Origin of the sequence: Roseateles sp., assembly GCF_031397715.1 — a bacterium.
Taxonomy (GTDB): Bacteria; Pseudomonadota; Gammaproteobacteria; order Burkholderiales; family Burkholderiaceae_C; genus Paucibacter_A.
Map to the genome: position 1 here is coordinate 1 of NZ_JANNMI010000483.1, position 13335 is coordinate 13335.

The following is a 13335-nucleotide window of genomic DNA, read 5'->3' on the forward strand; positions in this document are numbered from 1 at the left end:
TTACCTGGAGTCAGCCCAGTGCCTGTGCCGACGCGAATGGCAAGGACGATCCTGCCAACTCCCCCTACACCAACGTCCCCGCCCTCAGCTCGTCCTATCCGGGCAACTTTGGCAGCGGGCTGGGTAGCGGTTTCCCAACCAATGTCGGCTTCATCCCGGCTGATGCGCTGGCGGCCTACAACGCCAGGTTCACCAACCGCGATCCCGTTGCCCGCCGCTCCCCGAATGACGGTGGCGAATACAGCGTGAAGGAAAGCACGTCCGCAGCCTATCTGCAAGGTGGCTTGGAAGGTGATCACTGGACCGGTAACGTCGGTTTGCGCGTGGTTCGCACCAAGCAGACTTCGGGCTCGTTCCGACCCAGTCAACCGGGCGAGAAGCCGGACGTGGCGTCCTTGTTCGGCAATTTCACCGAGACCAGCAGCGAAAAGACCTACACCGACCTGCTGCCCAGCGCCAGCGTGCGCATGGATGTGACGAAGAACGTGGTCGCCCGTCTGGCTTTGAGCCGCACGAGGACCCGCGCTGACTACACGGCCTTGTCTGCCTTCACATCGCTGAACACGACCGGCATGTACCTGGACAATATCGCCGTGGGCAGCGGGTCGGCAGGCAACGCCGACTTGAAGCCGATTCGCTCGACCAACTTCGACGGCATCGTCGAGTGGTACTTCGCGCCTCGCGCTCTGGTGTCGGTGGCCGCCTTCCACATGGAGATGAGCAGCTACATCACCAATGGCACCTTCACCTCCACCTTCCCGGTCCTGCTCGGCAATACCGTTGCCGGCGGCGACCAGAAATTGGTGGAACGTCAATTCATCATCACCGGTCTGACCAATAAGAAGGCTTCGGTCACGGGCCTGGAATTTGCGGGCGAAACGCCTATCGCCGGCAACTTTGGCGTCAGCGCGAACTACACCCTCTCGGACGGTCATGACGAAGACGGCCACGTGCTGCGCGGCAATGTCAAGAATGCGCTCAACCTGGGCGGCTTCTACGAAGACGACAAGTTCTCTGCGCGTTTGAACTACGGCTGGGCCAATGACATCTTCATTGGCACCGACCGCGGCACCGACTACTTCCAGAAGGCCAGCGGCGTGGTTTCGGCTTCTTTGGGCTACAAGATCAGCGGCAACTTTGCCATCAGCCTCGACGGACAGAACCTGAACAATCCAAAGCTGAAGTACTACGCCACCGATGATCAGCCACGCGCCATCTACACCAACGGTCGCCAGTACTATCTGACCGCACGCATCAAGTATTGAGTCCGGAAGGACCGCGTGCCTGACGAAGGTCCGGACTCCTTAGGAGCGGCCGGGCTGATGCCAGGCAGATAGAAAATCAAAGGGGAGCGTGTGCAGCACGTTCCCCTTTTTACCTTGCGAACTGCCCCATGACCGACACCGCCACCGTCTTCAATCAACACCTTGCCGCGCGCCCGCTAGGCGATGCCACGGACGCGCTGCCGCCGGTTCGGCATATTTGTGTGGTGGGCGGCGGCACGGCCGGCTGGATGACGGCGCTGATGCTGGCAAGCACGGCCTACGGTGGGCGCTTGAAGGTGGCTTCACTCACCTTGGCGCATTGCGCCGCGATCGACGGCGCGCCGTCAACGAGCAAATAGGCCCGCAAGTTCGCCACGCTGAATTCAGGGCTTCATCCGGTCAACGATATCTTGGCGAATCGCCGCATCAAAGGCCGCGTCCACATCGCCAAGCATGTGGCGCTGACCTTCAGGAATGTGCGCAAGCGCCTCATCCCGCGCCCCAAACACATAGTGCCCAAGTAGCGCACGCCAGCCCTCGCGCTCAGGGTCCGGCAGGTGGCGAAATGCAAGCATGGCCAAGCGCATGGCGGCAATGTGCAGGTCGTCCTGGCGCTGCGGCGCGGGCTCGGGCCGCCACCAGTAGTTCATCAGAATATTCAGATGCGGCGCCAGCGCCTCGACCTGATGGAACCACAAGGGCGGGATATAGAGCGCGTCGCCCGGGCCAAGTTCAGCCACCACGGCGTGTTCCAGTGCCTCGGCCAGCAAGGGAAAGCGCTGCGGGTCAGCCCTCAGCAGATCGGGCACGACGGACATCGGCGCAGGCGTCGGTGCGTAATCCGGGGGGCCCAAGTAGAGCAGCGACGCACATTGCGGCGGCAGCAGCGTGAACCGGCGCTGCCCCGCGGCCACGCAGGCAATGTTGTGGGAATCATCGAAGTGAGCAGGCACCGTGGCCCGGTTGCCGATCCAGATGCGCGGCAGCACATCGCCGCTCAGCAGCGGGCATGCGTTGGCCTGCTCAAGGCCGGGCATGGCATCCTGCACCAAGGCGCTCTGTGCGGCAAGAAGTGGTGGCTCGGCAAAGTGGCTGTAGCGCCAAAGCTGCTCGAACAAGGCCGCATAGGGGCGCTTGTCGTGTATGAAATTGAACCCATCCAATGCCGGCCCGTAAGTGAACGCGCGCGATGGCCCGGGTTTGGCAAGCACGGCGTCAACGGCTGCGCCTTTGTCAAAGCTCATCAGGTAGTGCAAGCAGGATTGCAGACCCGCACGCCCCTGCGCCACCAGCGGCCAGTGCTTGACCAAGCCGCGCATCACCACCGGCTGGTAGACGGGCGCAATCTCTCGCTCGAATATCTCGCGTGTCACGCCATCGCGCTCTAGCATCGGCTTCATGATTCAGGCTATACCTTGATGAACAATTGGAAAATCTACTCTGCCTGGGCCCAGGAGCCGTCTCCTGAAACAGTTCCTGCGCCTGCCAGTTGTGCGGGCGGTTCAAGTGCCCAGACCGCCAGCGTCAGCGTCAACCCGTCAAAGCCGCCATCCTAGCGTGGCTAGACCCGCGAAAAATCCTCCCGTATCGCGTCGCCAAACGGCGATGCGACACTAGCGCCGCTTTCATCTGTTTGCGTCGCTCGCGACTGCTGCTCATTGCCCATGCCTCATGCCGTTTCCCAGTTACGCAGCGCCCGTTTGGCGCGCAGCAGCAAGCCCTTTCTGGCCCGCGGCGGCTTCAAGCGCGAACGCTGCGAAGGCTGCCGCTTGGCGGTCAGCCACTGCATGTGTGCGCTGCGCCCGGCGGTCGCCACCAAGCCGGGGTTCTGCCTCTTGATGGCCGATATCGAAGCGCTCAAACCCAGCAACACGGGCTGGTTGATTGCCGATATGGTGGCCGACACCTTTGCCTTCGGCTGGGCCCGTACCGAAACCGACCCCGCCTTGCTGACGCTACTGAAGGACCCGCAGTGGCAGGGCTTCATCGTGTTTCCGGGCGAGTTTGTGGCGCCCGAACGGGTCGTGCGCAGCCTGCAGTTGCCCGCAGCCGCCGAGGGCGCAGCGGCCAAACGCCCGCTCTTCATCCTGCTGGACGGGACCTGGAGCGAGGCCCGCAAGATGTTCCGCAAAAGCCCCTACCTGGACCACCTGCCGGTGCTCAGCTTGGAGTTGGCGCAGATCTCGCAATACAAGCTGCGGCGCTCGCGCCGCGATGACCATTTCTGCACCAGCGAGGTGGCCTCGCTGTGCCTGAGTCTGGCCGGCGAGGAGTTGGCGGCGCAAACGCTGGAGGCCTATCTGGACGTCTTCACCCACCACTATCTGCAGGCCAAGAACCAGTCGCCGATCGCCTGGGACAGCGCCGCGCATCAACGCTTGAGTGAGCTGACCGGACAAGCCGGCAAGTCCACCATTCCCGCCGCAAAAGTAGACAGTTTCCAGGCATTCACGCCTTAGCCGCACCCCAAAAATCGGCTCGGCGGGCGATTGCGCTGGCCGGGTTCGGCAAGACCACCACCATGCTGTGCCTGCACGAGCGCCTATGCGGCAAAAGCCTGGCGGGCGCGCCCGCACCAAATTTGGTGGATGCGCGCCTTTGCTGCGCCTGTACAAGTTCAAGGCGCAGCGCCGGCTCTTGCTGATCGGCATGGCGGAGTTGAGTTTTGACTTCCAGCAGGCCGAGCTGTTCCTGAACCAGCGCCATCATCTACAGCTCGATGCGCTCAAGGGGGGGCGCGACAAGCCCGGCTTGATCGGAAACTTCTGCGAACAGACCGCCAACACAGGACGCTGCTTGTACGAAGAGGTGGGCTGGGATCAGTCCGAGGAGATCAAGACCTTTTTGCTGTGCACCAGCTTCATCAAACAACTCGGCCCCGGCATCTGCAACGCGGCTGGCGCCGAGTTGCGCCACCACCCGCTGTTCGCCGGGCTTTTGCAGCGCAAGCTGCGCGATGACTATCCCGATTGGCTGGCAGGCCTGCACCAGCGTGCGGCCGACTGGTTCTTGCAGGCGGGCGACCCCGACGGTGCGATCGAGCATGCGCTGACCGCCGGCGCCGACGTCAACTCAAGTTAGGCCTGTTGCAGGCGCAGGCCTTGCAACGTCTCAGCCGTGAGGTTGAGGCGTTGCGCCTGCTCAGCGACCTGCTTTTGAGCAAGGCTGAGTTGGGTCTGCGCGCCAGCCATCTTGAAGAAGGCCCGCAGCTGATGGCCTTGTTGGAAAAATTTCGCGCCGACGACCGCACGCAGCGACTGCAACTTGTCGCCGCGCGAGCTGCAAATCCTGTAATGCCTGGCGGCCGGCATGCCGAACAAGCAAATCGCCAACAGCCTGCAAATCTCCGAGCCGACGGTCAAGTTTCACCTGCGCAACGTCAACCACAAGCTGGATGCGCAACCGCACGCATGCCGTGGTCATCGCGCGCGAGCGCGGTGGGGTCAGTTAAGGCGGGGTGCCAATTCCGCAAACAGCGGCCGCGCTGCCGGCTCAGGGTTCACGCAAGCGGCTTGCAGCTGATGCAGCGCGGGCGCGGCATCCGGGCAACGACTCAGCCACTCTTCCAGCAGATGGCCGAAGGCCAGGACTTCGAGCCGTTCGAACGCCTGCCGCTGCGGCCGACCAAGCTCATCCGGCAACAGGCTGGCCGCCCCAAAGTCACCCAACCAGGCCTCGCCCTGGCCGTTCCAAAGCAAGTTGTGGGCATAGAGGTCGCCATGCGAGATGCCCCGTGCATGCAAATGACGGGCGGCATCGACCACGCCGCGCGCCATGCCTTGCAAGACCTCAGCACTGAACTGCGTCGAGTCCGGGTAGACGTCGCGGGTGCAGCTGCTCAGGCTGGGCGGGCCGGCGAGCGTGCTGAACTCGGACCCAATGCGCGGCATCAGCAAACCCTCGGCACCCTGCGGATGGCCTGTTAGGCGCGCGCTGGCCGAGATCAGCTGCGGGTGCGCTCCCGCCTCCAAACTGGCCGCCCACTCGCTGTGCGGCCAACCATCGCTGGTGACCTCACCTTTGAAAACCTTGACGGCCAATTCACGCCGCCCGAGCGGGCCGGCCGGCCAATGCGCCGCGTGGATCACACCCGACGCACCCTGCCCCAATAGCTCGCCCATTTGCAAAGCCGCCCAGCCAAGATCGGGCAAATGCGCCTGCTTCAGCACCCGCGCCTCGCGCGCCGCATTCCATGGGTTGCCGCCGACCGCCAGCCAAGCCAGCTTGGGCAGCTCCAGCAGCCAGGGCGGAATCTGCTCGAACCGATTGGCCGACATGCGCAGCAAACCCAAGGCCCGGCATTGCGCCATCGAGTCCGGCAGTTGGCTCAAGCGGTTGCCGGCCAGCGCCAGCTTTTGCAAATGCGGCCGTCGGCCCAGTTCAACCGGCAACTCGGTCAGCTGGTTGTCGGTCAGCACCAACCAGCGCAGCTTGGCCGGCAAGGCCGCTGCGGGCAGCTCGGTCAACTGATTGGACTTGAAGCCGACCAGACTCAAGGCCGCACAAGCGCCGACCACCTCGGGCACACGGGTGAAACGGTTGTCCGCGCAGAACAGCACCTTGAGCTTGTGCAGGCGCGGCAAATCGGCGGGCAGGCTGCTGAGCGCATTGCCGGACAGATTGAGTACCTCCAGGCTGTCGGCCAAGGCGAAGACTTCGGGCGGCAGCTCGGTCAGGCCGCAAGACAGGTCGAGCCGGCTGATGCCGGCGAGTTCGCCGGAGCGCAATTGGGCAAGGGTGTGCATGGCGTAGATTGTCGCGGCAAGCCACGCCCATCCTTTGGGTCAGCTAGCACTGTCCCTTGGGATAGTCTGCTACCTAGACGGATAAGCGGCGACAAGCCGTGTGCCGGCCCCTGGAGTGCAGGCTCTGCGCACTGCAGCCCTCTTCGATATGCGAGGCTGCTGCCCATTTGCCCGCATGCCGCTGCGCCAAGGCACGGCCAGCCTGACCAGCAGCCTGCGGCTCGGTCTCCTTCAACAACACCGGCGCCAACACGCGTAGCAGGGTTTTGCCCAGAACACCAAATGCGCCTGCCTAACGAGTTACTTGGCACTATTGACAAGCTGCAGAATGCCTGGTGCTGCGGTAACGGCAACCCAAGCGGTGGGCATGAAGTTGAGGGCCGCGTCGATCGCACCTTGATCCGCACGCTGTTCTTTTTTTCAAGCCCAGGACGCTACGATGGGGCTGCGCAACTCCAGGAGCCGCCGCATGAAGTCCGGATTCTTCGACCCGCGCCACGGCCTTGCCAAAATGCTTTGGCTCGCCAACCTGCTGTTTGCCTTGGCGCTGGCGGCCACCCTGTGGGTCAGCCATCAGCAGCATCTGCACCACGCCGAGCAGCGCGCTGCCAACACCTCCCGGGCGCTGGAGCGCAGCGTCTCCGGCATGCTGGACCAGATCGACGCGCTGCTGAGTTTCACGCTCGCTGATTTGGAAGGCTTGCAAACTGGCCGCCGCACGCTGGCCGAGGTCAACGCGATGCTCATCCGCGTGGCCCAACAAGTACCGGGGGTGGCCCGGGTGGCCTTTGCCGATGCAGCCGGCAATGTGGCGGCCGGCAGCGGCTATCCGGCCGGCGCCGTCGCCATCACAATCGCCGACCGTGACTATTTCCAAGCGCTGCGCGCGCAGACCGGCGCGGCGCTGATGGTCGGCTCGGCACCGGTGCTCGGGCGCAGCAGCGGCAAGCCCGTGATGGTGTTTGGGCGCGCCTATCGCGACGCTGCCGGTGGCTTCGCCGGCGTGGTCTTTGTCAGCGTCGAGTTGGCGCGTTTTGTTGATCTGTTCGCGGCCATCAAGCTCGGCGAGCGCGCCAGTACCTTCCTCGTTTCGGACCAAAGTTTTCTACTCTTGGCCCACCATCCTCTGCCCTCCGACCCGAGTTTGCTGGGTCAGCGCCTGCTCAACCAAGCGTTCATAGCCAGCATGTCGGCCGCAGCGAGCGAAGCAAGCCTGGTGGTGATGCCAACAACGGACGGGGTCGAGCGCATTTATTCGCTGCGCCGATTGGAGACTCGGCCCTATTGGATAGGGCTTGGCCTGAGCCGTGCGGACGAGCTGGCGGAGTGGCGCCTGCAGGCCGGATTGGGCCTGCTGGTGTTGGCATTTTTTGCGCTCTTGACGGCCGCCGCCGGACGCCAATTGCAACAGGGCTGGCGGCGCCAGCAAGCGACGCTGGCGACCTTGCAAAGCACCTTGGAAGCCAGCAATGAAGGCATCTTGGTGGTCGACCCCGAAGGCCGAGTGCTGCACTGCAATCAACGCTATGCCGACCTGTGGCGGGTTTCACCCGAACTGCTGATGGCGATCAGCCCCGCAGCCAGGCTCGACCTATTGGCGAGCCAGCTCGCTGACCCGCCGGCCTTTGTCAGCCGGGTGAGAGCTCTGAACAGCGATCCGGCCATGACGGCGCTCGACATCTTGGCGTTCAAGGACGGCCGGGTGTTCGAGCGCCATGCGCTGCCGATGCTGCTGAACGACAAGCCGGCCGGCCGGGTTTGGAGCTTTCGCGACATCAGCGAGGCCAAGCGCGTCGAGAACCTGCTGCAGTTTGTCGCCCAACGCGGCTGGGTTGCCTGCGGCTTGGAGTTTTTGCCGGCACTGGCGCAACGCCTCGGTGAATTGCTCAGGGTCGACTATGTGCTGATCGACAAACTCGCCGACGCGCCGGGCACGGCCGAGACGGTCGGCCTTTACGCCCATGGCGGGGTGCAGCCGAACCTGCAATATTCACTCGCCGGCACACCCTGCGAGAACGTCATCGGCAAGCAGTTGTGCGTCTACAAGCAAAGCGTGCAGCAGCTCTTTCCTGACGATGGCTTGCTGGTGGAGATGAAGGCCGAGAGCTATCTGGGCATGCCGCTGTGGGATGCAGCAGGCCAGCCGATCGGCCTTATCGCGGTGCTGCACAGCCGCCCGATTGAAGCGGCCGAGCAGACCCGCGCGCTGCTGGGTCTGGTCGCCAGTGCCGCTGCGGCCGAGCTGGAGCGGCAGCGCGACGAGGCCTTGCTGCACCAACGCGAAGCCGAATTGGCCAGCTACCGTGACGATCTGGAGGAACTGGTGCGGCTGCGCACCGAGGCCTTGGCGCTCGCCAAAGACCGGGCCGAGGCGTCGAACCGAGCCAAAAGCGTGTTCCTGTCCAATATGAGCCACGAGCTGAGAACCCCGCTGAACGCGATTCTCGGCTTCGCCCAACTGCTGTTGTTCGACACCAGTCTGCCGGATCAGTGCCGTGATCGGCTCGCCACCATCAACCGCTCCGGCGAGCATTTGCTAACGCTGATCAACGACGTGCTGGAGATTTCCCGCATCGAAGCCGGCCGCAGCAGCAGTGACAAGCAGCCCTTTGATCTGAACCAGCTGCTCGCCGGCGTGGCAGAAATGGTCGGCGCGCGCGCCGCCGCCAAGGGTCTGCGCTTCAGCGTCGAGCGCGCGCCCGATCTGGCCGCCACCGTGTCGGGCGACGGCCCGCATCTGAAGCAAGTGCTGATCAATCTCTTGGGCAACGCGGTCAAGTACACCGAGCACGGCTTCGTTGCGCTGCGGGTGCACCGCCGCAACGGCGAGATTGCCTTTGAAGTAGCGGACAGCGGCCCCGGCATCGCTTCGGCCGACCAAGCTCAGCTCTTTCAGCCCTTTTATCAAACCGAACTCGGCGTGCTGAAGAACGAAGGCACCGGCCTGGGCCTGGCGATCAGCGCGGAATATGCGGCGCTGATGGGCGGCCGCTTGGAGGTTCACAGTGATCCCGGGCAAGGCAGCACGTTCACCTTGACCCTGCCCTTGCCCACCAGCACGGCCGTGCTCGGCCGAGCCGCCCGCCAAGGCCAGGGACAGGTCTTGGGCCTACTGGCCGGCCAGCCCAGCCCGCGCTTGCTGGTGGTCGATGACAAGGCCGACAACCGCGACCTGACCCGCCAACTGTTGGAGAGCGCCGGCCTGGAGGTGCGCACGGCCAGCAACGGCCAGGAGGCGCTGGCCGCTTATCAAAGCTGGTGCCCCGATCTGATCTGGATGGACATGCGCATGCCCGTCATGGACGGCTACGAGGCGACCCGACGCATCCGCGCCCTGCCCGGCAGCGAGCGGGTCAAGATCGTCGCCTTGACGGCCAGCGCCTTCGAAGAAGATCGCCGCGATATCTTGGCGGCCGGCTGCGATGAGATGGTCAGGAAGCCGCTCGAAGTGGACGTTCTGTTTGAGGTGCTGGGCCGGCTCCTGGCCTTGCAATACCGCTATGCCGAAACAACCATCAGGCCCTCCTAAAGACATATGTCTTTAAGACCAGACAATTGTCTTATGATGCCGGCATGGACTCCAAGAAAGAACAGTTGCTGGCGCTGATTCAGCACAATCCCTTCATCAGCCAGCAAGACTTGGCCGAGCGCTTGAAGCTGTCGCGCTCGGCGGTGGCTGGCCATGTCGCCGCACTGACGCGTGAGCGGCGCATCGTCGGCCGCGCCTATGTGCTGCCGCAGCGCAGCCCCGTTGTCTGCATCGGCGGCAGCAATATTGACCGCAAGCTGCGCAGCCTGGCCGCCTTGCAGATGGGCAACTCGAATCCGGCAGTTTCAAGCGAGAGCCCCGGCGGTGTGGCGCGCAATGTGGCCGAGAACCTGGCCCGGCTGGGCTTGCCGGTGCATCTGCTGAGTGCCTTCGGCGCCGACGCGGCCGGGCGCTCCTTGCTTGAGCAAGCAAAACAATCGGGCCTGGACTGCAGCGCCAGCCTGATCGCGCCAGACGCGCCGACCGGCAGCTACACGGCGGTCTTGAACCCCGACGGCAGCTTGGCCCTGGGCCTGGCGCAGATGGACCTGTGTGAACGCCTGACGCCGGACTTTCTTGACCAATGCGCGGCCCAGCGCGCCCAGGCCGGCCTGCTGGTGATCGACCTCAATTTGCCTGCCGCCAGCATTCAGCAACTGCTCGCCGAGGCGCAGGTCGAGGGCAGCGCGGCCGTCGTCGCGGTGGCGGTGTCGCCGAGCAAGATGGCCCGCCTACCCGCTGATTTGCACGGGCTGCACCTGCTGATGCTGAACCGCGATGAGCTCTCGGCCTGCGCCGGCATCGCGCTGAACAACGCTGCTGACCTGGCGCGCGCCCATCTATTGCTGAGCGAGCGCGGCCTGCAAGGCCTGATCGTCACCCAGGGCGCCGACGCGCTCTGGTTCGGCAAAGCCGGCCAGGCGCTGAAGTCGCTCAAGCCCAAACGCGTCAAGGTGGTGGACGTGACCGGTGCCGGTGACGCTTTTGCGGCCGGCGTTTGCGCCGCGCTCAGCCAAGCGCCCGATGATTTGGCCGCCGCATGCCGGCTAGGTATCAGCTTAGCCAGACTGACCCTGCAATCCGAGCACACCGTCTCACCCGAACTCAGCCCCGCGCTGCTACCAGACCTATGAAAAACGCCTCCGAATTCCTGAGCTTCTCCGCCGAAGTGGCCGCCGCGCGCGCCGCCGGCCTGCCCATCGTGGCGTTGGAGAGCACCATCATTTCGCACGGCATGCCTTACCCGCAGAACGTGCAGACCGCGCGCGAGGTCGAGGCGCTGATCCGCGCTGGCGGCGCCGTCCCGGCCACCATCGCGGTGCTGGGCGGCAAGATCCGCATCGGCTTGTCTGACGCCGAGCTTGAGCTGCTGGGGCAATCGCCCGAGGCGATGAAGGTCAGTCGGCGCGACCTCCCCTATGTGCTGGCGAGCGGCAAGATCGGTGCCACCACCGTGGCCGCGACGATGATTTGCGCGGCCTTGGCCGACATCCGCGTCTTCGTCACCGGCGGCATCGGCGGCGTGCACCGGGGCGCAGAAACTTCCTTCGATATTTCGGCCGATCTGCAGGAGCTGGCGCGGACCTCGGTGGCGGTGGTTTGCGCCGGTGCCAAGTCCATCCTCGACATCGGCTTGACCTTGGAGTATCTGGAGACACATGGCGTGCCGGTGCTAAGCATTGGCCAAGCCAACTTCGCCGCTTTCTACACGCAGGACAGCGGCTTCAAGGCCGACTTCCGCATCGACTCGGCCGAGGAGCAAGCCGCCTTTTTGCGCAGGAAATGGGCGTTAGGGCTGGCCGGTGGCGTGGTCATCAGCAACCCGGTGCCCCCCGAACAGGCGATGCCGAGCGAGGCGATTGAGCGCATCACCGCGCAGGCCTTGCTCGAAGCGGCGAGCCAAGGCATCAGCGGCAAAGCGGTCACGCCTTTCTTGTTGGCGCGCATCAAGGCTTTGACCGAGGGTCGCAGCCTGGCAACCAATATCGACTTGGTGAAAAACAATGCCAAGGCCGGCGCGCGGCTGGCCGTGGCATTGCAGCAAAGCCGCTGAGTTTGCTGATCAGCTGCCTACAAAGCAGGCCCCAGCACGGCAATCACAAACACCAGGCAACCCAGGCCCAGATTGAGATTCACCCAGCGCCGGATGGCGTTCAGCGCCACACCGGCGTTTGGCCAAGCCTGCTCGGTCAGCGCTCGCTGCAGCTGCGGAAAAAGTGCCCAGCGGATGTGCGCGAACAACGCCATCATCAGCAGCCCTAATGCCAACATCAGATGCACGCTCCAATGCGCTGACCCACCCAGCAACGCCAACATCATCAGGCCGGTCGTCAGCAAAACGACGATGGCGATCAAAACCAGCTTGAAGAAGCGCCCCAGCGTCGCGGCTAGCATTTGCAGGCGCAGTGGCGGCGCCTCCAGCACTTGCATGGCGGCCGGCCGCACGGCAAACACAATTGCGGCCATGCCGCCGACCCAGAAGGCGGCGGCGAGCAGGTGGAGGCAGAGCAAGAGGGCGTGAAGGATGTTCATGGCGACAGTGTCGCAGGCTGAAGGGCTAAATCGCCAAGGGATCGACATCCACCGCCCAGCGCATCAGCCCTTTGTGCTCGCGCTTGAGCGCATGCAGTTCGGGACTCCACAGCCACAGCAAACGCTGCAAAGCGCTGCGGCTGGGGGCCTCGACCAGCATCTGCATGCGCTCGACGTTAGCGATACGGGCCACGCTCATCGGGATGCAGGGGTAGATCAAGACCCCAGCAGCCTCCGGCAAGGCTTGCGCCCAGCACGAGGCGGCATCGAGAAAGCTCTTCGCGACCTCGGGCGTGCGCGCCTCGGCCCGCAGCATCGCCAGATGCGCAAACGGCGGCAGACCGGCCGACTCGCGCTCCGTCAGCTGGTTCTTGGCGAAGGCCTCGAAGTCATGCTTGGCCAGGGCTTGGTACAGGGCATGTTCAGGGTGCCAGGTCTGCACCCACATCTCGCTGCGCGCCGCTTGTTCCGCGTCGCGCCCGGCCCGCCCGCCCGCCTGCATCAGCAGCGCGAACAGGCGCTCGGGGGCGCGGAAGTCGCTACTGAACAGCGCGCCATCCGGGTTGACGGCCGCGACCAAGGTGATGCGGCGAAAGTCGTGGCCCTTGGTGATCATTTGCGTGCCGACGACGATGTCGACCTCGCCGGCATGAACGGCGGCCATATGCTTCTGAAGCTCACCCTTGAGCTTGGTCGAGTCGGCGTCGATGCGCAGCACCCGCGCGCCCGGCAACTGCTCACGCAACTGTTCCTCCAGCCGCTCGGTGCCACGGCCCAAGGGCGCAATGTCCTGGTTGCCGCAGGTCGGGCAGGCGCTAGGCACACGCTCGCTGAAGCCGCAATGGTGGCAGCGCAACGTGCGGTCGCCCTTGTGGAAGACCCGCCAGGCGCTGCAATGCGGGCAGTCGCTTTTCCAATTGCATTCGCTGCAATGCAGCACCGGCGCATAACCGCGTCGGTTCAAGAAAATCAGGCTTTGCTCACCGCGCTCCAGCCGCAGGCGCAGGGCGTCCAAGAGCGGGCGGGTCAGCGCCGTTGTCACGCCTTTGCTCAGCGGCATCAAGCGCATATCGAACAAGCGCACACGCGGCAGCGCGCCGCCGCCAATGCGCTCGGGCAAGGCCAGGCGTTTGTAGCGCCCCTGATTGGCGTGCTGCCAACTTTCCAGCGAGGGCGTGGCCGAGCCGAGGATGACCGGGATCTTCTCCAGATGCGCGCGGTAAACCGCCAGATCGCGGGCCGAGTAGCGGGCGCCGTCCTGCTG

13 protein-coding genes are annotated in these 13335 nt (G+C 64.4%); 8 read left to right on the plus strand and 5 right to left on the minus strand.

What is annotated here, in order from left to right:
- A partial coding sequence (locus RMO57_RS21470; protein WP_310390153.1) for a TonB-dependent receptor domain-containing protein occupies positions 1-1265 on the plus strand: 1265 nt, incomplete at its 5' end.
- 128 nt (positions 1266-1393) lie between these two features.
- Positions 1394-1624 carry a tryptophan 7-halogenase gene (locus RMO57_RS21475; protein ID WP_310390155.1) on the plus strand — a complete coding sequence of 77 codons (231 nt, stop codon included), beginning with the start codon at positions 1394-1396 and terminating at the stop codon, positions 1622-1624.
- Between the two features lie 24 nt (positions 1625-1648).
- Here RMO57_RS21475 and RMO57_RS21480 read toward each other — a convergent pair whose 3' ends face one another.
- Complete coding sequence (locus RMO57_RS21480) at positions 1649-2665, minus strand: cupin-like domain-containing protein (RefSeq protein ID WP_310390156.1); 1017 nt, start codon at positions 2663-2665, stop codon at positions 1649-1651.
- A gap of 264 nt (positions 2666-2929) precedes the next feature.
- On the opposite strand from RMO57_RS21480, the gene RMO57_RS21485 reads away from it, so the two are divergent.
- Both RMO57_RS21485 and RMO57_RS21490 read left to right on the plus strand, forming a co-directional pair.
- The gene (locus RMO57_RS21485) at positions 2930-3724 is read left to right on the plus strand and encodes a tRNA-uridine aminocarboxypropyltransferase (RefSeq protein WP_310390158.1); all 795 of its coding nucleotides are present in this window, start codon (positions 2930-2932) and stop codon (positions 3722-3724) included.
- An 85-nt stretch (positions 3725-3809) separates the two neighbouring features.
- Positions 3810-4346 (plus strand): hypothetical protein, encoded by a 537-nt coding sequence (locus tag RMO57_RS21490; protein ID WP_310390160.1) that lies wholly within the window; start codon positions 3810-3812, stop codon positions 4344-4346.
- Here the strand turns inward: RMO57_RS21490 and RMO57_RS21495 are convergent.
- On the minus strand, positions 4343-4627 hold the full coding sequence (locus tag RMO57_RS21495; RefSeq protein ID WP_310390162.1) for a hypothetical protein: 285 nt from the start codon (positions 4625-4627) through the stop codon (positions 4343-4345). The two genes, RMO57_RS21490 and RMO57_RS21495, sit on opposite strands and share 4 nt — an antisense overlap.
- Between RMO57_RS21495 and RMO57_RS22065 the strand changes: the two genes are divergently transcribed.
- Positions 4575-4787, plus strand: coding sequence for a LuxR C-terminal-related transcriptional regulator (locus RMO57_RS22065; RefSeq protein WP_414896473.1), 213 nt, complete (start codon positions 4575-4577; stop codon positions 4785-4787). The two genes, RMO57_RS21495 and RMO57_RS22065, sit on opposite strands and share 53 nt — an antisense overlap.
- On the opposite strand, the gene RMO57_RS21500 is transcribed toward RMO57_RS22065, so the two are convergent.
- Complete coding sequence (locus RMO57_RS21500; protein WP_310390163.1) at positions 4709-6010, minus strand: leucine-rich repeat-containing protein kinase family protein; 1302 nt, start codon at positions 6008-6010, stop codon at positions 4709-4711. The two genes, RMO57_RS22065 and RMO57_RS21500, sit on opposite strands and share 79 nt — an antisense overlap.
- 469 nt (positions 6011-6479) lie before the next feature.
- Here RMO57_RS21500 and RMO57_RS21505 point away from each other — a divergent pair, with 469 nt between their 5' ends.
- Genes RMO57_RS21505 through RMO57_RS21515 form a run of 3 tightly spaced genes read left to right on the plus strand, consistent with a single transcriptional unit; the run spans position 6480 to position 11592 of the window.
- On the plus strand, positions 6480-9539 hold the full coding sequence (locus RMO57_RS21505; protein ID WP_310390165.1) for an ATP-binding protein: 3060 nt from the start codon (positions 6480-6482) through the stop codon (positions 9537-9539).
- A 44-nt stretch (positions 9540-9583) separates the two neighbouring features.
- The gene (locus tag RMO57_RS21510) at positions 9584-10672 is read left to right on the plus strand and encodes a carbohydrate kinase (RefSeq protein ID WP_310390167.1); all 1089 of its coding nucleotides are present in this window, start codon (positions 9584-9586) and stop codon (positions 10670-10672) included.
- On the plus strand, positions 10669-11592 hold the full coding sequence (locus RMO57_RS21515; protein WP_310390169.1) for a pseudouridine-5'-phosphate glycosidase: 924 nt from the start codon (positions 10669-10671) through the stop codon (positions 11590-11592). The genes RMO57_RS21510 and RMO57_RS21515 overlap by 4 nt, the downstream gene beginning before the upstream one ends.
- Positions 11593-11609: 17 nt before the next feature.
- On the opposite strand, the gene RMO57_RS21520 is transcribed toward RMO57_RS21515, so the two are convergent.
- Together RMO57_RS21520 and priA are read right to left on the minus strand one after the other, a co-directional pair.
- On the minus strand, positions 11610-12071 hold the full coding sequence (locus RMO57_RS21520) for a CopD family protein (RefSeq protein WP_310390171.1): 462 nt from the start codon (positions 12069-12071) through the stop codon (positions 11610-11612).
- Between the two features lie 25 nt (positions 12072-12096).
- Positions 12097-13335, minus strand: a 1239-nt coding sequence (gene priA, locus RMO57_RS21525; protein ID WP_310390173.1) for a primosomal protein N', incomplete at its 5' end; no start/stop codon positions are given.

What these genes read in the sequence shown, in the direction of transcription:
- RMO57_RS21475 (WP_310390155.1), top strand. Translation starts at nt 1,394, where the DNA reads ATGACCGACACCGCCACCGTCTTCAATCAACACCTTGCCGCGCGCCCG.
- RMO57_RS21480 (WP_310390156.1), bottom strand. Translation starts at nt 2,665, where the DNA reads ATGAAGCCGATGCTAGAGCGCGATGGCGTGACACGCGAGATATTCGAG.
- RMO57_RS21485 (WP_310390158.1), top strand. Translation starts at nt 2,930, where the DNA reads ATGCCTCATGCCGTTTCCCAGTTACGCAGCGCCCGTTTGGCGCGCAGC.
- RMO57_RS21490 (WP_310390160.1), top strand. Translation starts at nt 3,810, where the DNA reads ATGCGGCAAAAGCCTGGCGGGCGCGCCCGCACCAAATTTGGTGGATGC.
- RMO57_RS22065 (WP_414896473.1), top strand. Translation starts at nt 4,575, where the DNA reads ATGCCGAACAAGCAAATCGCCAACAGCCTGCAAATCTCCGAGCCGACG.
- RMO57_RS21500 (WP_310390163.1), bottom strand. Translation starts at nt 6,010, where the DNA reads ATGCACACCCTTGCCCAATTGCGCTCCGGCGAACTCGCCGGCATCAGC.
- RMO57_RS21505 (WP_310390165.1), top strand. Translation starts at nt 6,480, where the DNA reads ATGAAGTCCGGATTCTTCGACCCGCGCCACGGCCTTGCCAAAATGCTT.
- RMO57_RS21510 (WP_310390167.1), top strand. Translation starts at nt 9,584, where the DNA reads ATGGACTCCAAGAAAGAACAGTTGCTGGCGCTGATTCAGCACAATCCC.
- RMO57_RS21515 (WP_310390169.1), top strand. Translation starts at nt 10,669, where the DNA reads ATGAAAAACGCCTCCGAATTCCTGAGCTTCTCCGCCGAAGTGGCCGCC.
- RMO57_RS21520 (WP_310390171.1), bottom strand. Translation starts at nt 12,071, where the DNA reads ATGAACATCCTTCACGCCCTCTTGCTCTGCCTCCACCTGCTCGCCGCC.